We start from the raw sequence: 20,287 nt of genomic DNA, 5'->3' as shown, positions 1-20,287 counted from the left end.
ATCGGAGTCATCTGGTGAAGAAGCCGTGCGCATCCTGGCGGTGCAGCAGATACATGCCGCCGACGATGAGGACCGAGCCGACGATTCCGGTGACCGCGAAGGTCACCGCCGCCACCGGTTCGCGGGGCACCGAGAACAGGCTCACCGTGGTGTAGATGACCGTGGCCACGCCGCCACCGGTGAGCGCGGTGCGGGTCCAGCGGTATCCCGATCGCATCAGCAGGAGGAACGTCAGCACGACCGCGCCCAGCGTCAGCGCGAAGACCAGGGTGAGCGCGATGACCACGCTGGTGACGTGGTTGACCGTCACGGCATCGACGACATAGCCGATGAGGAGCAACACCAGGGCGACGAGCCAGAGCCAGAAGCCGGTGTCGACGTCGTCCGGCCGCACAGGCGCACCCGTGGGCGGCTGCGGTGTCACGCGAGCCACCCGGCGGCCTCGGCGGCCCAGTAGGTGAGCACGATGTCGGCGCCGGCTCGTCGGATGCTGATCAACGACTCCAGCGCGGCCGCGCGGCCGTCGATCCAGCCGTTGGCGGCGGCGGCGCTGATCATCGCGTACTCCCCCGAGACCTGGTAGGCGGCCACCGGCACAGGCGACATCTCGGCGGCCGCGCGCACGATGTCGAGGTAGGCCATCGCGGGTTTGACCATCACGATGTCGGCGCCTTCTTCGAGGTCGAGTTCGATCTCGCGCAACGCTTCTCGCGCATTGCCACTGTCCTGCTGGTAGGTACGGCGATCACCCTGCAGGCTGGAGGCGACAGCCTCGCGGAATGGGCCGTAGAACGCCGAGGCGAACTTGGCGGCGTACGCCAGGATCACCACATCGGTGAAGCCGGCGGCGTCGAGGCCGTCGCGGATCGCGGCGACCTGACCGTCCATCATGCCGCTGGGGCCCACCACGTGCGCGCCCGATTCCGCCTGGGCGACAGCAAGTTTCACGTACTGCGCGTTGGTGGTGTCGTTGTCGACCCGGCCGCGGGCGTCGAGCACACCGCAGTGGCCGTGATCGGTGAACTCGTCCAGACAAGTGTCGGCCATCAGCACGGTGTCGTCGCCGAGGTCCTTGGCCAGGTCGCGCAACGCGACGTTGAGGATCCCGTCGGGGCTTACACCGCACGACCCGAGGGCGTCCTTGTCCTCGTCGCGGGGCACACCGAACAGCATGAGTCCGCCGACGCCGGCTTCGACCGCATCGGCGGCGGCTCGGCGCAGCGAATCACGGGTGTGCTGCACCACGCCGGGCATCGAAGCAATCGGGCGAGGCTCGTCGATGCCGTCGGCGACGAACATCGGGAGCACCAGATGCCGTGGCTCCAGCGATGTTTGGGCTACCAATCGGCGCAGGGCCGGGGTCGAGCGCAACCGGCGGGGGCGGTGCCGCGGATAGCCGGGCAAAGTCATGCCTTCTCTTTCGATTAGCGGCGGCGACTCTTCTTGCGCGGCGGCGGCAGGGCACCCTCGGCGCGAAGCCGGGCGGCGTGCTCGGCCAGCGCGTCGACCAGCGGCCCCACCGCGGCGGTCTCCGGCTGAACGTCGACCCGCAGACCGAATTCAGCTGCCGTCTCGGCGGTCTTGGGCCCGATGCACGCCACGATAGTGCGGGCGTGCGGCTTGCCGGCGATGCCGACGAGATTGCGCACCGTCGAGCTGGAGGTGAAGCAGACGGCGTCGAACCCGCCGGTCTTGATCATCTCGCGGGTCTCAGCCGGCGGCGGTGCGGCGCGCACGGTGCGGTAGGCGGTGACATCCTCGATCTCCCAGCCGCGTTCGCGCAGACCCTCGGCCAGCGTTTCGGTGGCGATGTCGGCACGCGGCAGCAGCACCCGGTTGACCGGATCGAAAATGCTGTCGTACTCCGGGAATTCGTCGAGCAGACCCAGTGACGACTGCTCGCCGGACGGAATCAGCTCGGGACTGACACCGAAGGCCCGCACCCGATCCGCGGTGGACTCGCCGACACAGGCGATCTTCACACCCGAGAACGCGCGGGCGTCCAGACCAAACTCGCCGAACTTCTCCCACACGGCACGCACGGCGTTGGTGGAGGTGAACACCACCCACTGGTAGCGGCCGTCCACCAAACCCTTGACGGCCCTTTCCATCTGGGCCGGGCTGCGCGGCGGCTCGACAGCGATGGTGGGCACCTCGATCGGCAGCGCACCGTGGCCGACCAGCCGGTCGCTCATTTCCCCAGCCTGGTCCTTGGTGCGCGGCACCAGCACGGTCCAGCCGTACAGGGCACGGCTCTCCCACCAGTTCAGCTTGGCGCGATGCGCCACGGTCTTGCCGATGGTGACCACCAGCGTGCCGGTCAGCGGACCGGCCGGGTCGTTGCCGCCGGCCAGCGTGGCGCGATCCAGCAAGCCGGCCAGGGTGGTCTCCACCGAACGCTGCCCGCAGGTGGTGCCGTTGCAGGTGACCACGCACGGGGTGCCGTCGGCCAGGCCGTACTCGATCAGGGTGCGGGCGGCCTCGGGAAGGTGCGACGCGGTGGCGGTGAGGATCAGCGGACCCGGCGCGGCGGCCAGCGCTGCCCAGTCCACCTCGCCGCGGACGTCGGCGACGGTGTGGGCCGATCCCAGCGGCAGGCCTGCGTAGGTGGGCACCGCGCTGGTGGCAGGCAGCCCGGGCACGATCTCGAACTCGGCGTGGGCCCTGGCCACCGCGTTGACCTCGGTGATGACCGCATCCACCGACAGCGGGTCGCCAGCGACGAGGCGCACGACGTCGAAGCCGGCCTTGGCCTCGGCCACCAGGGTCTTGGCCACCTCGGCGGGGTCACCGAGGGCGGGCCGGATGTCGGGGCCGACCGACACCACCGGCGGGGCGATCTCGTCGGCGATGGGGCCGTCGGAATCCTGGCCGAGGCTCTGCTCGCGCGGAGCACCCTTCTCGGGCGCAAGCGCAGGGCCGGAGGCGGGCGGCAGTTCGGTGCCGACCACGTTCAGCACGGCTTGCGGCACGTCGGGATCGGTGAAGACCAGCGCCGCATTGGCGAGCACAGTTCGGGCACGCGTCGTCAGCAGGTTGGGGTCGCCAGGACCCGAACCGACGAACGTGATGTGTCCCGGCTTCGCCTTGCGTCGCCCGCTACCGTGGCCAGTCATCGCTTCACTCCCGCTCCACCGCTCCATCGCGGAGTTCGTTCGACATGACTTCGCGCGCACCGAGCTCGAACAACTCCGCGGCGACCGAGAGCCCAAGCTCTGCGGACCGGCCGGGCGTTCCGATTCCGGACGCACGGATCACGTCGGATCCGTCTGCCGCCGCCACGCAGGCGCGTAGCGACAGCTCCTCGAAGATCCGGCCGTCGTCATCAATGGACTCGACCACCTCTGCGATCGCGCCCACGGGTGCCGAACACCCGGCCTCCAGTTTGGCGAGCAGGGTTCGCTCTGCGGTGACTGCGGCGCGGGTGTCGGGGTCATCCAACTCCGCCAACAGCGCCACAAGCCCGGTATCGCCCGCGCGGCACTCGACCGCAAGCGCACCTTGAGCTGGTGCTGGCAACATCTGCACCGGCTCCAGCGTCTCGGTGACATCACCCAGTCGTCCGATGCGGGCCAGCCCCGCCCGGGCTACCACGATGGCGTCGAGATCACCGCTGCTTACCCTGTTCAACCTGGTATCTAGGTTGCCTCTTAGGGGGCGGATTTCCAAACCGAGACCCAGTGCTTTAAGCTGCGCGGCCCTGCGCACGGACGATGTGCCGATCACCGAGCCGGTGGGCAACTCCCCCAAAACCATGCCGTCGCGGGCGACCAAGGCGTCGCGCGGGTCCTCGCGGCGCGGAATCGCGGCGATGATGAAGCGGGCGTCCGGGGCCGTCGGCAAATCCTTGTACGAGTGCACGGCCATGTCGACGCGGCCGTCGGCGATCGCCTCACGCAGTGCGGCGGTGAACACCCCCACACCGATCTCGGCGACCGGCTGGTGCGAGCGGTCGCCTTCGGTGCTGATGATCACCAGCTCGGCGCGACGTCCGCGCCCGATGAGCTCGTCTCTGATGGTTCCGGCCTGGGTGGTCGCCAGCAGGCTGCCCCGGGTGCCGATCCTGATGACCGTGTCGTCGCTGCCGGCCAAGCGCACTACTCGGTGTGTTCGGGCAGACCGGAATCGAATTCCGGTGTGATCAAGGGCAGTTCACCGGCGGCCACGGCATCCACGGCCTGCGGATCGAGTTCGAAAAGCTCGCGCAGCGCTTCGGCGTAGGTGTCGCCGCCGGGGGCGCTGGCCAGCTGCTTGACCCGCACGGTCGGGGCGTGCAGCAGCTTGTCGACGACCCGGCGGACGGTGCGGGCGACCTCGTCGCGCTGGGTGTCGTCCAGGCCGGGAAGCCGGTTCTCCAGCCGCAGCAGCTCGGACTCCACGACGTCGGCGGCGCGCTGACGAAGTGCGGTGACGGTCGGGGTGACCTCCGCCATCCGCTGGCCGGCCAGGTAGGCAGCAACCTCGCCGGCGACGATCTGGCGGGCGGCCTCGGCGTCGGCGGCCGCAGCCCGGGCCGACGGCTCGCGCTGCACCCGGTCCATGTCGATGACGGAAACGCCGGGCAGCCCGGCAACCGCGGGATCGACATCGCGGGGCATGCCCAGGTCACACAGCACCAGCGGCGCCGCGGCCTCGTCGCGCTGCGCCGCGGCCAACGCGTGGTGCACGTCGGCCAGCGAGACGACCGGCCGCACCGCCCCGGTGCAGCTGACCACGACGTCGACGGCGGCCAGCGCGATCGGCAGATCCTCCAGCGTCAGGGCCTCGGCTCCCACACCCTGCGCGCGGATGCTCTCGGCCAGCCGCTGTGCGCGGGGCAGCGAGCGGTTGACGACGTGGATGTGGGTGACCCCGGCCCGCACCAGGTGCGCGACCGACAGTCCGCCCATCGAGCCGGCACCGACCACGGCCGCAGTACGGCCGGCCAATCCGCTCTCTGATGTCGCCGACCCGGCGGCTCCGGCCAGCCGCCGACCCGCGATGTCCAGGGCCACCGACACCACGCTCGCGCCCGCGGCGTCGATCGCAGTTTCGTTGTGCACCCGCTTGCCCACCGACAGGGCGCGCTGGGCCAGGTCGTGCAGGACACGACCGACCGTGCGGTTGGCTTCGGCGCTGGCGTAGGCGCGGCGGACCTGGCCGAGCACCTGCTGCTCGCCGATCACCGCGCTGTCCAGTCCGCTCGTCACCGCGAAGAGATGCTCGACGGCGGCCTCGCTGTAGCGGACGTAGGCGTACTTGGTGAGGTCACCCATCGACATGCCGGAATGCTCCGCGAGCACCTGGCCGATGGCCGACAGTCCGCCGTGGAAGGCGTCGACCACCGCGTAGACCTCGACCCGGTTGCAGGTCGACAGCACCATGGCCTCGGTCACCAGCGGGGACTGCAGCACCTGGTCGATGATCTTGACCTGGTCGGACTCGTCGGTCGACAGCTGTTCGAGCACGGAGACCGGAGCGCTTCGATGCGACACCCCGAAGAGCAGGACGCTCACGGCACGATCACCTGGCCCGCTCCCTTGCTGTCACGCCAATGTCGGTTAGTGAAACTTACTTCCACGGTAATCGGTGCGCATGCGGCTGACCAAATTGTCGGGCTGTTCATCCGCCGGCCAAATCGGCTCGCAGCCGCGCCTCGTCGACCTCCCAGTAACTGTGCTCCCTGCCGTCGAGCAGAACGACCGGCAGCCGGTCGCCGAACTCAGCGCGCAGAGCGCTGTCCCCGGCGGCCGCGGCGGCGTCCACGTCGACGCTGGACAACTCGAAGCCGAGTTCGGCGGCCAGCTCCGCCAGCCGTGCGTACGCGCGCTCACAGATGCTGCACCCGGCGCGGGTCAGCAGTTCGACATGTCGGCGGCTCATCCCAAGGAGTGTCGCAGTTAGGGTTAGTGCCATGGGTTCCGGGGACGACGACCAGGAGCTCGCGGGTCTAGAAGCCGGCCGAGCAAGCGCGCAGCGTGCGGCCGACGAGCTGGTGGCAGAGCAGGCCAGCGCGGTGGCCCGCGACGCCAGCATGGCCGCACATCGCGAGCCGGCGCCCGAACCCGCGCCCGAACCCGGTCCACCGCCGGCCGATCTGACCGCCGCGGCCTTCTTCGACGTCGACAACACGCTGGTGCAGGGCTCCTCGCTGGTGCACTTCGGCCGGGGCCTGGCAGCGCGTAAGTACTTCACCTACGCCGACATGCTGAAGTTCGTCTACGCACAGGCGAAGTTCCAGCTGACCGGCCGGGAGAACAGCGACGACGTGGCCGAGGGCCGGCGCAAGGCACTGGCGTTCATCGAAGGCCGGTCGGTCGCCGAACTCGTCGACGTCGGCGAGGAGATCTACGACGAGATCATCGCCGACAAGATCTGGGCGGGCACCCGCGCGCTGGCCCAGATGCACCTGGACGCGGGCCAGCAGGTGTGGCTCGTCACCGCGACGCCCTACGAGCTGGCGGCCACCATCGCCCGCCGGCTGGGCTTCACCGGGGCGCTGGGCACCGTCGCGGAGTCCCAGGACGGGGTGTTCACCGGCCGGCTGGTCGGCGACATCCTGCACGGGCTGGGGAAAGCCCACGCCGTGCGTCAGCTGGCCATCCGCGAGGGGCTCAACCTCAAACGCTGTACCGCCTACTCCGACAGCTACAACGACGTACCGATGCTGTCGCTGGTCGGTACCGCCGTGGCAATCAACCCCGACGCCGATCTGCGTGAGCTGGCCCGTGAACGCGGCTGGGAGATCCGCGACTTCCGCACCGCCCGCAAGGCGGCCCGCATCGGAGTGCCGTCGGCGTTGGCCCTGGGCGCGATCGGTGGGGCGCTGGCCGCGGCGGTATCGCGTCGGCAGGAGCACTGAGGGAGAGGTCTGGCGTGGCCGTTCGCCGCTGCTAGGCTCAAATCCCATGTCCATAGCCAGCGAGATCATCGGCACTCACTTCCGCTACCCGGACTACTACCTGGTCGGGCGCGAGAAGATTCGCGAGTTCGCCAAGGCGATCCAGACCGACGACCCGGTGCACTTCAGCGAGGAGGCCGCCACGGCGGCCGGCTACCACGACCTGGTGGCGCCGCTGACCTTCATCGCGATCGCGGGACGTCAGGTGCAGCTGGAGATCTTCCGCAACTTCGACGTCGGCATCAACCTGGCCCGCGTTATTCACCGCGACCAGAAGATCAAATACCACCGCCCGATCGTCGCCGGCGACAAATTGTTCTTCGACTCCTGGCTGGATTCGGTGGTCGAATCGCATGGGACCGTCATCAGCGAATTGCGCAGCGAAGTCACCGACGAAGAGGGCAGGCCGGTGATGACGACGATTGTCACCATGATCGGCGAAGCCAACGGCGAGGAAGACAACGCCCAGATCGCGGCCATCGCCGCTGCGGCGATGCGCGGCTGACTCAGCCCAGGAACATGTTGCGGCGCTGAGCCAGCAACTGATACAGCGTCTGCTGGATGGTCTCGCGCACCTGATCGGTGAGTTCGAAGGTAACCATCGGATCGTCAGCCGCGGATTCGTCGTAGTCGGCGGTCTCGATCGGTGTGCCAAATTCGATGTGCCACTTGGACGGAAGCGGAATGAGCCCGGCGGGCCCGGCCAGCGGGAACAGCGGCGTGATCGGGAAGTACGGCAGTCCGAGGACCCGCGCCAGCAGCTTGACGTCAGTCAGCATCGGATAGATCTCCTCCGAGCCGACGATCGAGCACGGGATGATCGGCGCCCCGGTGCGCAGTGCGGCCGAGACGAAACCCCCACGGCCGAAACGCTGCAACTTGTAGCGGTCCCGGAACTGCTTGCCCAGCCCCTTGTAGCCCTCGGGGAACACCGCCGTCAGTTCGCCACCGGCCAGCAGCCGATTCGCGTCGATGGTGCACGCCATGGTGTGGCCCGCCTTGCGGGCGATCGGCCCGAGCCCCGGCATGTCGAAGACCATGTCGGCGGCAAGCAGCCGAAGGTCGCGATGCGCGGGATGGTGATCGTGCACGGCCACCGACAGCATCAGACCGTCGAACGGCAACGTGCCGGCGTGGTTGGCCACGAGCAGACCCGCACCGTCGTCGGGCAAATTCTCGATCCCGCTGACCTCGACCCGGAACCAATTCTCGAAAAAGAACCGCAGCAAAGGCATAACGAGTGCCTTGTTGAACTGCGGGTCGAAGCCGAACTCGTCGACCGTGTAGTCCCCGGAAAGTCGCTTACGGAGAAAATCTGCGACCGCGGAAATACGTTGCGCGAGTTCGTTGGGTTCGCCCTCGGCGCGGCCAATCCCGGCGGCGCCGCGACGCGCGTCGATCTCGCGGACGACGGCGGCGATGTCGTCTGCCGACGCCCTGGTGCCCGAATCGGACAGCAGAGAGGGATGCCGGCGGGCCGCATCGGCGCGCTGCGAGGCGCGACGTGCAGCCGCTGCACGAGTCGAATTCGAGTGCAGCGGAATCACTTTCGCTTTTGATTCACCAGCCACCGCAGCTACCTCCTCCCCACCATCGAACGCTCAGCCACCCCATCGCTGCGCAACGGCGACCGCGCGGGTCTCCACCGAGCGTACCCATTTCGGGTCGATGATCGGTGTCAAACCTCGGCCGCGCACGTAGTCGTCGAATGCCTCCATCGTCGTCCACTTCGGAGCAAAACCCAACTCGGCGCGCATTCGGGTGGTGTCCATGACCCGGCCGTAACTCAGCCACTCCATCTGGTCGCGGTTGAGTTCGGAGTTCCTGGTGGCCCGTCGCAACGAATCCATCGCCCACACCCCCACGCTGGGCACCGGAAGCGCGATGCGCCCAGAACGCCGGATCGCCTGCGACATCATGATGATCCCGTCGGCCCCGACGTTGAACGTGCCCGGCTTGCCCGCAGTCGTGGCCCGCTCCAGGGCGCCGAGCGCGTCCTGTTCGTGCAACAGCTGCAGCCGGGCATCGTGGCCGAGCACGGTCGGCACCAGCGGGCCGGCCAGGTAACGCGAGAGCGCGGTGTCCATCGCGGGGCCGATCATGTTGGCCAGCCGCAGGATCGTCACGGCGATGTCGGGCCGACGCCGGCCCAGACCGCGGGCATAGCCCTCGATGTCGATGCTGTCGCGGGCGAAGCCTTCACCCGGGGGCCGACGGCTGCTGCTGTCCTCGGTGTAGACCACCGGGTCATGCGGATGCGAACCGTAGACCTCGGAGGTGGACTTGAGGATCACCCGCCGCACCGACGGCGCCTTCTGGCAGGCCGCGAACAGCTGCATGGCGCCCATCACGTTGATTTCCTTCAACGTGGCGCGGCCGCCGGAACGGGGCGCATACGACGCCGCGGCGGCATGCACCACGGTGTCGACGTCCCCATTTCGAATCACCTTGGCGATGAAGGGGTTCCTGATGTCAGCACGCACGAATTCGGCGCGGCCCATCCGGCGAAGTAGGTCCTTACTGGGGGCGATGGCGTCGACGGCGATGACCTTGTTGATCATCGGGTTCTGCACCAAACGCGCAGTCAGATAGCCACCGAGAAAACGGCAGGCACCTGTGACCAGCACAACCTTGGGGTAATGCGGTAACTCCGTGTCGGTGCCGCCGGATTCCATCTACCCACCCTATCGGGCCGATCCCGGCCCGGCAGGGCGCGGCGAGCCGGGCGGTGTGCCCGGCAGGCGACTACTTGCCCAATTTTCTGCGCTGAACCCGGGTACGACGCAGCAGCTTGCGGTGCTTCTTCTTCGACATGCGCTTACGCCGCTTCTTAATGACTGAACCCATGAAATTCGCTACCTAAGTCCTCGCAGTGCCCGCGACAGCGCGGGCTCGTCTCTCGTCCCGGTCACCTTACCTAAGCAGGTGGGAGGAACGGAAAACGGCCTCGCTGGCCCGGAGTTAACCAGCGTCGAAGTACGACGTCTCCAGCAGGTCGTGGACGGCCTTGGCGTGCACCCGGAACGAGCGGCCGACCCGGACGGCGGGCAGCTCTCCGTTGTGCACGAGCCGGTAGACCGTCATCTTGCTGACCCGCATGAGCGAAGCCACTTCAGCGACGGTGAGAAATTGAGCTCGAGCGACTGGCTGCGCGTCAGCGCCACCGGCATCCCGCGCCGATTTTCCGCCAGCCGCGTCCCGCGCCGATGGCCCGTTCATAGACGTCATCGCAACCCAATCCGTCAGGCACAGTCAGTTCCAGCGGCTTCCCCACCGCTGGCACCCACCCGTGCATACACGAGGAGAATAGCGTGGCCAATGGGGTTACTGCGACGGGTGTGGGTCAATCAGTCTGAAATTTCTTGAACTACTCTGATGTAATTCCTAGCTGCTCAGAGCGTGTTTTTGCGCCATCGATGGCAGCCAGCACCGCGGCCCGCACCCCACCGCGCTCGAGTTCCCGCAGGCCAGCGGCAGTGGTGCCACCGGGGGACGTGACCATGGCGCGCAGCCTGGCGGGGGTGGTATCCAGGCCCGCGTCACCACCGGCCGAGCGCTCGTCCTCGATGCGTTCGAGCAGCATTGCCGCCGATCCGGCCATCGTCTGGACCGCCAGATCGGTCGCGACGGCCCGGCTGAGGCCGTTGGCGACCGCTGCATCGACCAGAGCCTCGACGAAATGGAAGAAGTACGCGGGCCCCGAACCGGACACCGCGGTGACCGCGTCCAGCTGGCTCTCCGGCACCGTCAAGACGCTGCCGACGCACTCGAACAGCGAGGAGACCTCGGCGAGGTGTTCAGCCGTGGCGAAGCGGCCCCTTGCCAGCGCGCTGACGCCCGCACCGACCAGAGCCGGCGCGTTGGGCATCACCCGGATCACCGGGCTTCCGGCGGGCAGCCGGGACTCGTAGAAGCCGATCGTCACCCCGGCCACCACCGAGACCAGGACCTGCTCGACGCTGTTGCTCTCGGCCCGGGCGGCGGCGTCGGCGATCTGCTCGACCACGGATTCGGCGTCGGCAGGCTTGACGGCGACGATGACGAAGGCCGCCGTCTCCACCGCTTCGGTGACCGAGGCGACCCGTACCGAGTACTTCTCCGCCAGATAGCCGGAGCGCTCGGGCATCCGCTCGGCAATGACGAGGTCCTTGACTTGGCGCCCCGCCCGAAGCAGCCCCGCAAGGAGGGCCTCGCCCATACTGCCGCCGCCGATGATCGCGATTCTGGCCATGGGCAGACCCTAGCGGCCTGAGCGGCTCGTTACTGAGTCGGCACGAGGGCCAGTTGGCGCGTCTGCACGATGATGCGCCCGGTGCTGTCGACCACTGTGTGGTCCTCGTCAAACCAGTCCTGGCCGATCTGGGCCGCCGTGCACACCACCCGCAACCACCCGTCGGCCGGCATGCCACGCAGATAGGCGGTCAACTGCACGGTGGGCGCCCAGCCGCGGCGCTGCACCACGAACGAGACGGGCAGCGAGATGTCGCCGCACATGAGGGCGAACAGCACGTCGACGGGCCCGTCCTTGGGCCGCACCCAGATCTTGAAGACCGGTGCACCGGCGTCGGTGAAGGTCGGGGTCTGGTCGGGACGGATGTCACAGCCGCGGGCCAGGTGGTTGATGTCGGCCGCAGGGTGGCCCGGCCCGATCGGCTCGACGCCGGGCGGCGGCTCGGGGTCCATCAGTGGGGTCACCGGGTTGGCCGACAACAGCGGCTCGGCGAGGTGTTCGGGCTCCCCGAGGGTGACCACGGTCCGCACGCATACGCGGTCCCCCTGGCTGAGTTCGACGTCGACCAGACCGATCCGACGGCCGCGCTTGCGCACCGTGGTGATCAGCTCGACCGCACCGGGATCGGGTGCGGACAGGAAATCTGCCGACACCGCGACGGGTTCGAACGGGGCGCCGGTGCCGCCGCCGTCCCCATAGGCTTCGCGGGCCGCCTTGGCGCACAGCGCCAACATCACGCCGCCGTGGATCTTGGGTCCAATTGTCCAGTGCTCGTTGAGGTTTCCCGCGAAGCCGACGCGGCCGTCATCGAGTGGACGCAACGCCATCACGTCACCGAACCGGGGGATCATGAATGCTCTCTCTCAGCGCAACAGGTGTGTTCGAGCGAACTGTAGCGACTCGCTCAGCAACGCCTCCCGCTCGGCCTTGGTACGCGCGCCGGACGTGGTCACCTCCAGCACGACGTGTCCGGCGAAGTCACTGCCCGCCAGCATCTGGCACACCTCGACGGTGGGCTGGCTGCCGTGCCCGGGCACCAGGTGCTCGTCGGTGGACGCACCGCTGCCGTCACACAGATGAAGGTGAACCAGGCCCGCACCCATCCTGCTGGCCATGTCGAGCGCGTCGGTGCCTGCGGTCGCCGTGTGCGACAGGTCGAGCGTGTAGTGCGCGTGGTTACCGTCCAGGGGGTCGTAGGACGGCGCGAACGCCGAGACACCCACCCCGGGACGTCCACCGCGTTTGCGCATCCGCTCGATGGAGGGCTGGCCCGAACCGAAGAACCGGTCGGCGCGGAACGGGAACATGTTCTCCACCGCGACCATGACGTCGCTGCGGGTCTCGAGTTCGGCGACCTGATCGCTGAACCCGTCGGCGTAACGCCGCTGCCAGCGAAACGGGGGGTGCACCACGACGGTCTGTGCACCGAGGCGCTCGGCCGCCTGGACACTGCGGGTGAGTTTCGGGATCGGGTTGGCGCCCCAAACCCGTTGGGAGATCAGCAGACACGGCGCGTGCACCGACAGCACCGGCATGTTGTAGCGACGGGACAGCTTCGCGATCGCCCCGACGTCCTGGCTGACGGTCTCGGCCCACACCATGAGCTCGACCCCGTCGTAGCCCAACTCGGCGGCGTACTCGAATGCGGCCTCGGTCCTCAGCGGATAGACCGAGGCCGTCGAGAGACCGACCTTGATGGCTGGGCGCACTGCCGAATCAGGTCGACTGAAGGAGGGCCAGCGGCCCGAGCGTGACCAGCGCACCGACCGCGACCGCGATCAGTGTGCTGGCGATGTCCTCGGTCTTGCGGACCACCCTCACGGCCACCACCAGGCCGAGGATGACCAGCACCGACAGCACCAGCGCGACGATGTTGTTCCACCGCCACAGCTGGTCGAATGCGATGAACAGCCCGGCGCCGAACGCCACGGCAAGGAACGACTGGCCCACCACGATCAGCGCCCGCCACAGCGCGGCGAGCCTGCCCTCCCGGGGCAGGGCCTGGTCCTCCTCGACCGCCACATCGGTGGCGACCGCGGCACCGTCGTGCTCATCGTCCTGGGCCACGCCACGGCGGGCCAGGTCGTCGGCGACGGTCTGGCCGCCGAACAGCGTGCCGCCGGAGGACCGCAGGTAGGACTGCAGTTCGGCGGCGCTGTCCTCGTGTTCCTCGGCGGTCACGGCCAGGGCAGCCGACTCGTCGACCGGATCGAAAGCCATCTGCTCGGCATCGGAGTCGGCCGCGACCGGTTCGGCGGCCGGCCGGCGCAGCGGACGCGGGTCGTGGCTGCGCTCGGGCCCACGCTCACGGCGGGGGGTGGGCGCCTCGGACCGCTGCGGGGGTGCCTCGAACGGGCGTGGCGGGTCGGCCGGTGCGGACTCCGGAGCGACGACGGTCGCGGTCGCCGAGCCATTCGTGGCGGCCGGCGCGCTGACCGGCTCGGGGCCGGTGGACTCTTCGGGTTCCTCGGCTGCCGGTTCCTGCGCGGTGTCCTCGGCGTCGTCGTCATCGTCGTCGACGCGGATGACGGGAAATTCGCCGGTGCGAATGATGGGGATCTCGCCAGTGAGTTCGGCGACGGTCACCGCGTCGCTGTTGCCACGCCGCCGCCGGCGCCGGCCACCGACCGGCGGTGAACCGATCGTGCCGTTCTTGGCCAGCAGCTCGGCCACCGAGATGGGCCGGCTCGGCGTTTCATCTGCAGTCATCGTGTGCCTCTCGATCGGGCGGGAGTCGGCCGATCAAAGTTCTTGCTTTTAGCATCCCCCACCGATGTTTCCACCAGGGCGGTTCCATCGGCTTCGCTGTCGAGTCGCCGCAGGATGATGCCCTCACGCAGCGCCCACGGACAGATGTCGACGTACTCCAACGACAGTGCTCGCATACTCGCCTCCGCCACCAGCGCACCCGCAACGATCTGCGGCGCACGCTCGGCGCTGACTCCTTCCAGCTCGGCCCGGTCAGCCGTGGTCATCCTAGAGATGAAAGATATGAGTTGCCTCAGGCCGTTGGCGGTGAGCGTGCGCTTCACCCTCGGACCGGCTCCCGACGGCGCGGCTCCGGTGAGCCGGGCCAGCGACCGGAACGTCTTGGAGGTCGCCACAGCCAGGTCGGGCTCCCCCGCCGCCAGGACCGCCGCGGCGGACTCGGCGAGTTCGTTGTCCAGCCAGTCGCGCAGCATCGCCACCCGCCGCCGCCCCGGCGGATCGTCCGGAATCCACTCGCGGGTGAGCCGGCCGGCACCCAACGGCAGCGACATCGCGACCTCGGGCGCCTCGTCGACACCGTTGGACAACTCCAGCGAGCCGCCGCCGATGTCGAGGTTGATGATCCGGCCCGCACTCCAGCCGTACCACCGGCGCACCGCCAAGAAGGTCAGCCGCGATTCGTTGGTGCCCGAGAGCACCTGCAGGTTGACCCCGGTCTCGGCCAGCACCCGGGCCAGCACGTCTTCGGAGTTCTTGGCGTCGCGCACCGCCGAGGTGGCGAATGCCATCAGGTCCGCGCACCCCGAACTCGCCGCGATCTTGGCGAATTCGTCGACGGTGTCAACGAGCTTGTCGGCACCGCGGCGGGTGAGCTTGCCGGAGTCGTCGATGGCCTCGGCCAGACGTAGCGCCGCCTTCGTCGAACTCATCGGGGTGGGATGACCGCCCCGATGGGCGTCGACCACCAACAGATGAACCGTATTGCTGCCCACGTCGAGCACCCCGAGTCGCACGTGACCAACCTATCTGTAGTGGCCCGCCCAAGATTCGGGGCGCAGAGATTTCGTCTACCGTTACCACTGTGACGCATGGGCACCCTGGCGAGGTTGAACTGGACTTCCCCCGCGAATGGGTGGAGTTCTTCGACCCGGACAATCCCGAGCACGTGATCGCAGCGGATCTGACCTGGCTGCTCTCGCACTGGACCTGCGTGTTCGGCACGCCGGCGTGCAAGGGCACCGTCGAAGGCCGCCCGGACGACGGCTGCTGCTCCCATGGGGCCTTCCTGTCCGACGACGACGACATCGCCAAGCTCGACGACGCCGTCAAGCAGCTCACCGACGCCGACTGGCAGTTCCGCGACAAGGGGCTCGGCCGCAAGGGCTACCTCGAGATGGACGAATACGACGACAAGCCCAACCTGCGCACCCGCAAGTACAAGGGCGCCTGCATCTTCCTCAACCGGCCCGGCTTCGGCGCCGGTGTCGGCTGCTCGCTGCACACCAAGGCCCTCAAGCTGGGGGTCGAGCCGCTGACGATGAAGCCCGAGGTGTGCTGGCAGCTGCCGATTCGTCGGAGCCAGGAGTGGGTCACCAGGCCTGACGGCACCGAAATCCTGCGGACCACCATCACCGAGTACGACCGGCGCGGCTGGGGTGAGGGTGGCGCGGACCTGCACTGGTACTGCACTGGTGACCCCGCCGCGCACGTCGGCGAGAAGCAGGTGTGGCAGTCCTACGCCCCCGAGTTGACCGAGTTACTGGGCGAAAAGGCCTACGCCGAACTGGCGGCGATGTGCAAACGGCGCAGTGGTTTCCCGCTGATCGCGGTGCACCCCGCCACGCGCGCTGCGCAGTAGCCCCCACCTGCAGGATCATCTCGATCCGCATTCCGTAACGCTCCACTGTGACTTTGCTGTGTTTGCACTAGCGAAAATTTTCTTTGTGAGGTACATCACAATCCGGCTAGTTGCCGCTTTTCCGCTACGCACCTAGTGTTCTTAGCTAGCGCGCCATTCGGGGGGACGGTGCCGATGTCCCCCTAAGAGACTTGGTTGTTAGCTTTGACCTCCGAAATCATCAGTTCGCCCAATAGCAAGCGGGTTTTGCTGCAATCCAAGATTCGCCGTAGCTACAAAACTGAGCATGATTTTGGCGACGATTCACTGCCGCTGACATCCGGGATAATTCGCTCAGATCGCGAGATCCGGCATCGCTTCTACGCGCGCAAGCTGTTGCTCAGCGATTGTGTGATCATTTGCCTGGCCGTCGCGGCCGGGCAACTGCGCTTCGCCAGCCAGCCGCCTGACCTCGGCTTCCCCTGGCCGGGCTCGCCCGAGTTGGGCTACACCGTCGTCTCCGTGGTGCTTGCCATGCTGTGGATGACGTTCCTGAGCCTCGTCGGCAGCCGGTCGCCCCGGGTCGTCGGCCACGGCAGCGAGGAATACGCGATCATCGCGCTGGCCACCTTCCAGCTGTTCGGGCTCGTGGCCATCATCTCGATGTTGCTGCACATCGAACTGTCCCGCGGCTACCTCGCCATCGCCCTGCCACTCGGCGTGGTGGGCCTGATGTTCAGCAGGCGCTACTGGCGCCGCAAGACCTCGCGTCGCCGGATGCGTGGCGAGGACCTCACCTCGGTGCTCGTGGTCGGTACACCGAAGGTGGCCGCCGAGATCGCCACCACCTTCGCCAAGGATCCTGAGGCCGGCTACCAGGTGGTCGGTATCTGCACCCCGACCGGCCCCCTCGACGACGCCGACACCGTCACCGTCGGAAGCACCGCCATCCCGGTCGTCGGGATGGACGAGGCCGTCGTCGACGCGGTCCGCAGGACCGGCGTCGGAACGGTGGCGCTGGCCGCGACCGAGCACCTGCGCCACACCGAGATCCGCCGCCTGATCTGGGAACTGGACTCACTGGGCGTCGACCTCATCGTCGCCCCCGGTCTGGTCGATGTCGCCGAGCAGCGGCTGCGCAGCCGCCCGGTGGCGGGCATGGCGATGCTCGAGGTCACCAAGCCGCAGTACAACCGGGCCAACTCGCAGGCCAAGCGGGCGTTCGACATCGCATTCACCGCGGTGGTGCTGCTCGTCATGTCGCCGGTGTTCCTGGCCGCGGCACTGGCGGTGCGGCTGTCGAGCCCTGGCCCGGTCTTCTACGTCTCCGAACGCATCGGCCTCAACGGCACCACGTTCAAGATGTTCAAGTTCCGCAGCATGTTCGACGGCTCGGACGCCCGCGCGGCCGCCATGATCGCGGCCACCGAGAGCAACCCGCTGTTCTGGAAGGTCAAGAACGACCCGCGCGTCACGCCGGTGGGCAGGTTCCTGCGCAAGTTCAGCATCGACGAACTGCCTCAGTTCCTCAACGTGCTGCGCGGTGAGATGAGCGTGGTGGGTCCGCGGCCGCAGGTGCGCCGCGAGGTCGACTCCTACGACGACCTGGTGCGCCGCCGGCTGGCAGTCAAGCCGGGCCTGACCGGCCTGTGGCAGGTCAGCGGACGGTCCAACCTCCAGATCGAGGACGCGGTGCGCCTGGACCTCACCTACGTCGAGAACTGGTCACTGTGGCAGGACCTGGTGATCATCGCCAAGACGGTGCGCGCCGTGCTGTACAGCGACGGCGCCTACTGAGGCTGGTCGCCCAGCCCGGGCTCAGCCCTCCAGCTTGTAGCCCAGGCCGCGCACGGTGACCAGATGCACCGGGTTGGCGGGGTCGGCCTCGATCTTCGATCGCAGCCGCTTGACGTGCACGTCGAGGGTCTTGGTGTCGCCGACGTAGTCGGCGCCCCACACCCGGTCGATCAACTGGCCGCGGGTCAGCACCCGGCCGCTGTTGCGCATCAGGTACTCGAGGAGATCGAACTCCTTGAGCGGCAACGTAATCGGATCGCCGTTGACGGTGACGACGTGCCGTTCGACGTCCATCCGCACCGGGCCGGCCTCCAGGATGGCATCGCCGAGGGTGGAGTCGTCAGCCTCGGTTCCGCGACGCAGCACCGCGCGGATGCGGGCGATCAGCTCGCGCGCCGAGTACGGCTTGGTGACGTAGTCGTCGGCGCCGAGTTCGAGCCCCACCACCTTGTCGATCTCACTGTCGCGGGCGGTCACCATGATCACCGGCACGCTGGATCGGGCGCGCAGCTGCTTACAGACGTCGGTGCCGGTCATACCGGGCAGCATCAGATCCAGCAGCACGATGTCGGCGCCAGCCCGGTCGAATTCGGCCAGCGCAGACGGCCCGTCACCCACGACGGTGGCCTCGAAACCCTCTTTGCGGAGCAGGAACGCCAGCGGGTCGGCCAGCGACTCCTCGTCCTCGACGATCAAAACATTGGTCATTGGATTTCTTTCTCCTCGTCACGGGCCGTCAGGTTGGTCGGCTCGTCGTCGTTGTCGGTGTAGGCGGGAATGGACAGGGTGAAGGTCGAACCGGTGCCGGGCTGGCTCCACAGCCGGATGGTGCCGTTGTGGTTGGCCGCCACGTGCTTGACGATGGCCAGCCCCAATCCCGTGCCGCCGGTAGCGCGCGAGCGGGCCTTGTCGGCGCGGAAGAACCGTTCGAAGACGCGCTCCTGATCGGCGCGGGCGATGCCGATCCCGCGGTCGGTGACAGCGATCTCGACGTTTTCGCCACGACGGCGCCGCGAGATCGACACCCGGGACCCATCCGGGGAGTACGCGATCGCATTGGAGATCAGGTTGGCCAGCGCGGTGGCCAACAGGCCCTGGTCGCCGAGCACCTGCAAACCGCTCGGGGCATCGGTGGTCACCATGATGTCGGCGGTGTCAGCGGCCACCTTGTGCCGCGAAATCGCTTCGCTGACAACACTATCGACGTCGACCACCTCGAGTTCTGGCAGCGGCTCGGCGCCCTGCAGCCGGGACAGCTCGATCAGCTCACCGACCATACTGGCCAGCCGCTGGGACTCGGTGAGGATCTTCTCGCCGAAGCGGTGCACAGTGTCGGGGTCGTCGGTGGATTCCAGCAGAGCCTCGGCCAGCACGCCCATCGCGGCGACCGGGGTCTTGAGTTCGTGGCTGACATTGGCGACGAAGTCGCGCCTGCTGGCCTCCATACGGGCCTGCTCGGACTGGTCGTCGAGGTAGACCACGGCGAAGCGCGGATCCTGCTCGCTGAGCAACCGCACGTGGCCGCGCACCGACAGACCGGATCGGCCCGCAGGGGCCCGCCGCGGGGGCGACAGGTCGACCTCGACGTCCTCGCCGGTGGACAGTGTGTGCTGGGCGGCCTTCCAGGCCCGCTCGTCGAGCAACCGGTCACGCACCAGACCCAGCTCCACCGCTCGGTCGTTGATGAACACCACGTCGCGCATGCTGTCGACGACGACCATGCCGATCGGGGCCAGCGCCACCACATGCTGCAACATCTGGGAGACGGTGATGCCGGCTTCGGTGATCGCCCGGCGCTGTCTGCGCTCGAGGATGCGTGGGGTGAGTCCGGCCCCGATACCGAGACCAAGCGCGAGCGCACCTAGCGCCGCGACGGTGACCAGTAGTGCCACCGAAACAACACTCACACGAAAATCGTACGCATTCGGTGAACGTCATCCCAGCAGCGTGCGGCCAATTCGGGATACGTCACACACCCCGGCCGATGTATTTCATCGCTGTTCACCCCGTGTTCGCCGAACGGGCCGCGGTGGAGGGCTACTTTGCGCCCTGGTTGGCGACTGCGGCCGCACCGGCCGCGGCGGCCTCGGGATCGAGGTAGGTGCCGCCGGCCACCAGGGGCTTGAGGTCGGCGTCCAGGTCGTACCGCAGCGGAATCCCGGTCGGGATGTTCAGGCCCACGACGTCGTCCTCGGACATGCCGTCGAGGTACTTCACCAACGCCCGCAGCGAATTGCCGTGCGCGACGATCAGCACCGTCTTGCCCGCCCGCAGGTCCGGCACGACGGTGTCTTCGAAGTAGGGCACGAACCGGGCGACCACGTCTGCCAGGCATTCGGTCAGCGGGCCGCCGCCGATATCGGCGTAGCGCGGGTCGGCGTCCTGGCTGTACTTGCTGCCCTTCTCGATGGGCGGCGGCGGGGTGTCGTAGCTGCGGCGCCACAGCATGAACTGCTCGTCGCCGTACTTCTCCTTGGTTTCGGCCTTGTCCAGGCCCTGCAACGCGCCGTAGTGGCGCTCGTTGAGCCGCCAGTCGCGCTGCACCGGAATCCACAGCCGGTCCGCGGCATCCAGCGCCAGGTGCGCGGTCGTGATCGCGCGTCGCAGCAACGAGGTGTACAGGACATCGGGCAGCACGCCCTGTTCGGCCAGCAACGTACCGCCACGCACCGCCTCGGCGCGGCCCTTGTCGGTCAGGTCGACGTCCACCCAGCCGGTGAACAGGTTGAGCGCATTCCATTCGCTCTCGCCGTGCCGGAGCAGGATCAGGGTCGCCGCAGGATCTGAAGCCATGACAAAAGTCTCTCACGGCCTGCTTCAGCCGTCGCGATCG

General features: G+C 68.0%; 22 protein-coding genes. 4 read left to right on the top strand and 18 right to left on the bottom strand.

Annotated elements, in window-relative coordinates; all coding sequences use genetic code 11:
• Positions 1 to 7: 7 nt before the first annotated feature.
• The 6 genes from OG976_RS16905 to OG976_RS16880 all read right to left on the bottom strand — a co-directional run bounded on the left by OG976_RS16905 (position 8) and on the right by OG976_RS16880 (position 5,862).
• Positions 8 to 424, bottom strand: a complete 417-nt coding sequence (locus tag OG976_RS16905) for a hypothetical protein (protein WP_328350968.1) — start codon at positions 422 to 424, stop codon at positions 8 to 10.
• Positions 421 to 1,410 carry a porphobilinogen synthase gene (hemB, locus tag OG976_RS16900; protein WP_328350965.1) on the bottom strand — a complete coding sequence of 330 codons (990 nt, stop codon included), beginning with the start codon at positions 1,408 to 1,410 and terminating at the stop codon, positions 421 to 423. The genes OG976_RS16905 and hemB overlap by 4 nt, the downstream gene beginning before the upstream one ends.
• Positions 1,411 to 1,424: 14 nt before the next feature.
• Positions 1,425 to 3,116 (bottom strand): uroporphyrinogen-III synthase, encoded by a 1,692-nt coding sequence (locus OG976_RS16895; RefSeq protein ID WP_328350962.1) that lies wholly within the window; start codon positions 3,114 to 3,116, stop codon positions 1,425 to 1,427.
• Positions 3,117 to 3,120: 4 nt separating this feature from the next.
• The gene (gene hemC / locus OG976_RS16890) at positions 3,121 to 4,092 is read right to left on the bottom strand and encodes a hydroxymethylbilane synthase (protein ID WP_328350959.1); all 972 of its coding nucleotides are present in this window, start codon (positions 4,090 to 4,092) and stop codon (positions 3,121 to 3,123) included.
• A 5-nt stretch (positions 4,093 to 4,097) separates the two neighbouring features.
• Positions 4,098 to 5,495 (bottom strand): glutamyl-tRNA reductase, encoded by a 1,398-nt coding sequence (locus OG976_RS16885; RefSeq protein WP_328350956.1) that lies wholly within the window; start codon positions 5,493 to 5,495, stop codon positions 4,098 to 4,100.
• 106 nt (positions 5,496 to 5,601) lie between these two features.
• Positions 5,602 to 5,862: a glutaredoxin family protein gene (locus OG976_RS16880; RefSeq protein WP_328350953.1), complete on the bottom strand. Its 261-nt coding sequence runs from the start codon at positions 5,860 to 5,862 to the stop codon at positions 5,602 to 5,604.
• 31 nt (positions 5,863 to 5,893) lie between these two features.
• On the opposite strand from OG976_RS16880, the gene OG976_RS16875 reads away from it, so the two are divergent.
• Both OG976_RS16875 and OG976_RS16870 read left to right on the top strand, forming a co-directional pair.
• On the top strand, positions 5,894 to 6,841 hold the full coding sequence (locus OG976_RS16875) for an HAD family hydrolase (RefSeq protein WP_328350950.1): 948 nt from the start codon (positions 5,894 to 5,896) through the stop codon (positions 6,839 to 6,841).
• Between the two features lie 46 nt (positions 6,842 to 6,887).
• Entirely contained in the window at positions 6,888 to 7,385 is a 498-nt protein-coding gene (locus tag OG976_RS16870) for an FAS1-like dehydratase domain-containing protein (protein ID WP_328350947.1), read from the top strand.
• A gap of 1 nt (position 7,386) precedes the next feature.
• Here OG976_RS16870 and OG976_RS16865 read toward each other — a convergent pair whose 3' ends face one another.
• The 9 genes from OG976_RS16865 to OG976_RS16825 form a co-directional block, all read right to left on the bottom strand.
• Positions 7,387 to 8,451, bottom strand: a complete 1,065-nt coding sequence (locus tag OG976_RS16865) for a lysophospholipid acyltransferase family protein (RefSeq protein ID WP_328350945.1) — start codon at positions 8,449 to 8,451, stop codon at positions 7,387 to 7,389.
• A gap of 30 nt (positions 8,452 to 8,481) precedes the next feature.
• Positions 8,482 to 9,555 (bottom strand): SDR family oxidoreductase, encoded by a 1,074-nt coding sequence (locus OG976_RS16860; RefSeq protein WP_328350943.1) that lies wholly within the window; start codon positions 9,553 to 9,555, stop codon positions 8,482 to 8,484.
• Between the two features lie 70 nt (positions 9,556 to 9,625).
• Positions 9,626 to 9,727 carry a 30S ribosomal protein bS22 gene (locus OG976_RS16855; protein ID WP_003402602.1) on the bottom strand — a complete coding sequence of 34 codons (102 nt, stop codon included), beginning with the start codon at positions 9,725 to 9,727 and terminating at the stop codon, positions 9,626 to 9,628.
• A gap of 114 nt (positions 9,728 to 9,841) precedes the next feature.
• Positions 9,842 to 10,108, bottom strand: a complete 267-nt coding sequence (locus OG976_RS16850) for a helix-turn-helix domain-containing protein (protein ID WP_167106680.1) — start codon at positions 10,106 to 10,108, stop codon at positions 9,842 to 9,844.
• Positions 10,109 to 10,247: 139 nt separating this feature from the next.
• Entirely contained in the window at positions 10,248 to 11,111 is an 864-nt protein-coding gene (gene proC / locus OG976_RS16845) for a pyrroline-5-carboxylate reductase (protein WP_328350933.1), read from the bottom strand.
• Between the two features lie 29 nt (positions 11,112 to 11,140).
• The gene (locus OG976_RS16840) at positions 11,141 to 11,962 is read right to left on the bottom strand and encodes a thioesterase family protein (RefSeq protein ID WP_328350930.1); all 822 of its coding nucleotides are present in this window, start codon (positions 11,960 to 11,962) and stop codon (positions 11,141 to 11,143) included.
• Between the two features lie 12 nt (positions 11,963 to 11,974).
• Complete coding sequence (locus tag OG976_RS16835) at positions 11,975 to 12,820, bottom strand: sugar phosphate isomerase/epimerase family protein (RefSeq protein WP_328350927.1); 846 nt, start codon at positions 12,818 to 12,820, stop codon at positions 11,975 to 11,977.
• Positions 12,821 to 12,827: 7 nt separating this feature from the next.
• Positions 12,828 to 13,820, bottom strand: coding sequence for a hypothetical protein (locus tag OG976_RS16830; protein ID WP_328350924.1), 993 nt, complete (start codon positions 13,818 to 13,820; stop codon positions 12,828 to 12,830).
• Positions 13,817 to 14,833: a Ppx/GppA phosphatase family protein gene (locus OG976_RS16825; RefSeq protein WP_328350921.1), complete on the bottom strand. Its 1,017-nt coding sequence runs from the start codon at positions 14,831 to 14,833 to the stop codon at positions 13,817 to 13,819. Before OG976_RS16825 ends, OG976_RS16830 begins: the two co-directional genes overlap by 4 nt.
• A gap of 68 nt (positions 14,834 to 14,901) precedes the next feature.
• Between OG976_RS16825 and OG976_RS16820 the strand changes: the two genes are divergently transcribed.
• The gene (locus OG976_RS16820) at positions 14,902 to 15,678 is read left to right on the top strand and encodes a hypothetical protein (RefSeq protein ID WP_328350918.1); all 777 of its coding nucleotides are present in this window, start codon (positions 14,902 to 14,904) and stop codon (positions 15,676 to 15,678) included.
• A gap of 390 nt (positions 15,679 to 16,068) precedes the next feature.
• Positions 16,069 to 17,454: a sugar transferase gene (locus tag OG976_RS16815; protein WP_328350915.1), complete on the top strand. Its 1,386-nt coding sequence runs from the start codon at positions 16,069 to 16,071 to the stop codon at positions 17,452 to 17,454.
• A 21-nt stretch (positions 17,455 to 17,475) separates the two neighbouring features.
• Here the strand turns inward: OG976_RS16815 and OG976_RS16810 are convergent, their stop codons facing one another.
• From OG976_RS16810 to OG976_RS16800, 3 genes are all read right to left on the bottom strand, one after another.
• Positions 17,476 to 18,162 carry a response regulator transcription factor gene (locus OG976_RS16810; protein WP_328350912.1) on the bottom strand — a complete coding sequence of 229 codons (687 nt, stop codon included), beginning with the start codon at positions 18,160 to 18,162 and terminating at the stop codon, positions 17,476 to 17,478.
• Complete coding sequence (locus OG976_RS16805; protein ID WP_328350909.1) at positions 18,159 to 19,361, bottom strand: sensor histidine kinase; 1,203 nt, start codon at positions 19,359 to 19,361, stop codon at positions 18,159 to 18,161. Before OG976_RS16805 ends, OG976_RS16810 begins: the two co-directional genes overlap by 4 nt.
• Positions 19,362 to 19,491: 130 nt before the next feature.
• On the bottom strand, positions 19,492 to 20,247 hold the full coding sequence (locus OG976_RS16800; protein WP_328350906.1) for a phosphoglyceromutase: 756 nt from the start codon (positions 20,245 to 20,247) through the stop codon (positions 19,492 to 19,494).
• Positions 20,248 to 20,287 lie beyond the last annotated feature (40 nt).

The sequence above is a fragment of the Mycobacterium sp. NBC_00419 genome (genome assembly GCF_036023875.1).
Lineage (GTDB): Bacteria > Actinomycetota > Actinomycetes > Mycobacteriales > Mycobacteriaceae > Mycobacterium.
This window is presented reverse-complemented; position numbering and strand designations above follow the sequence as displayed.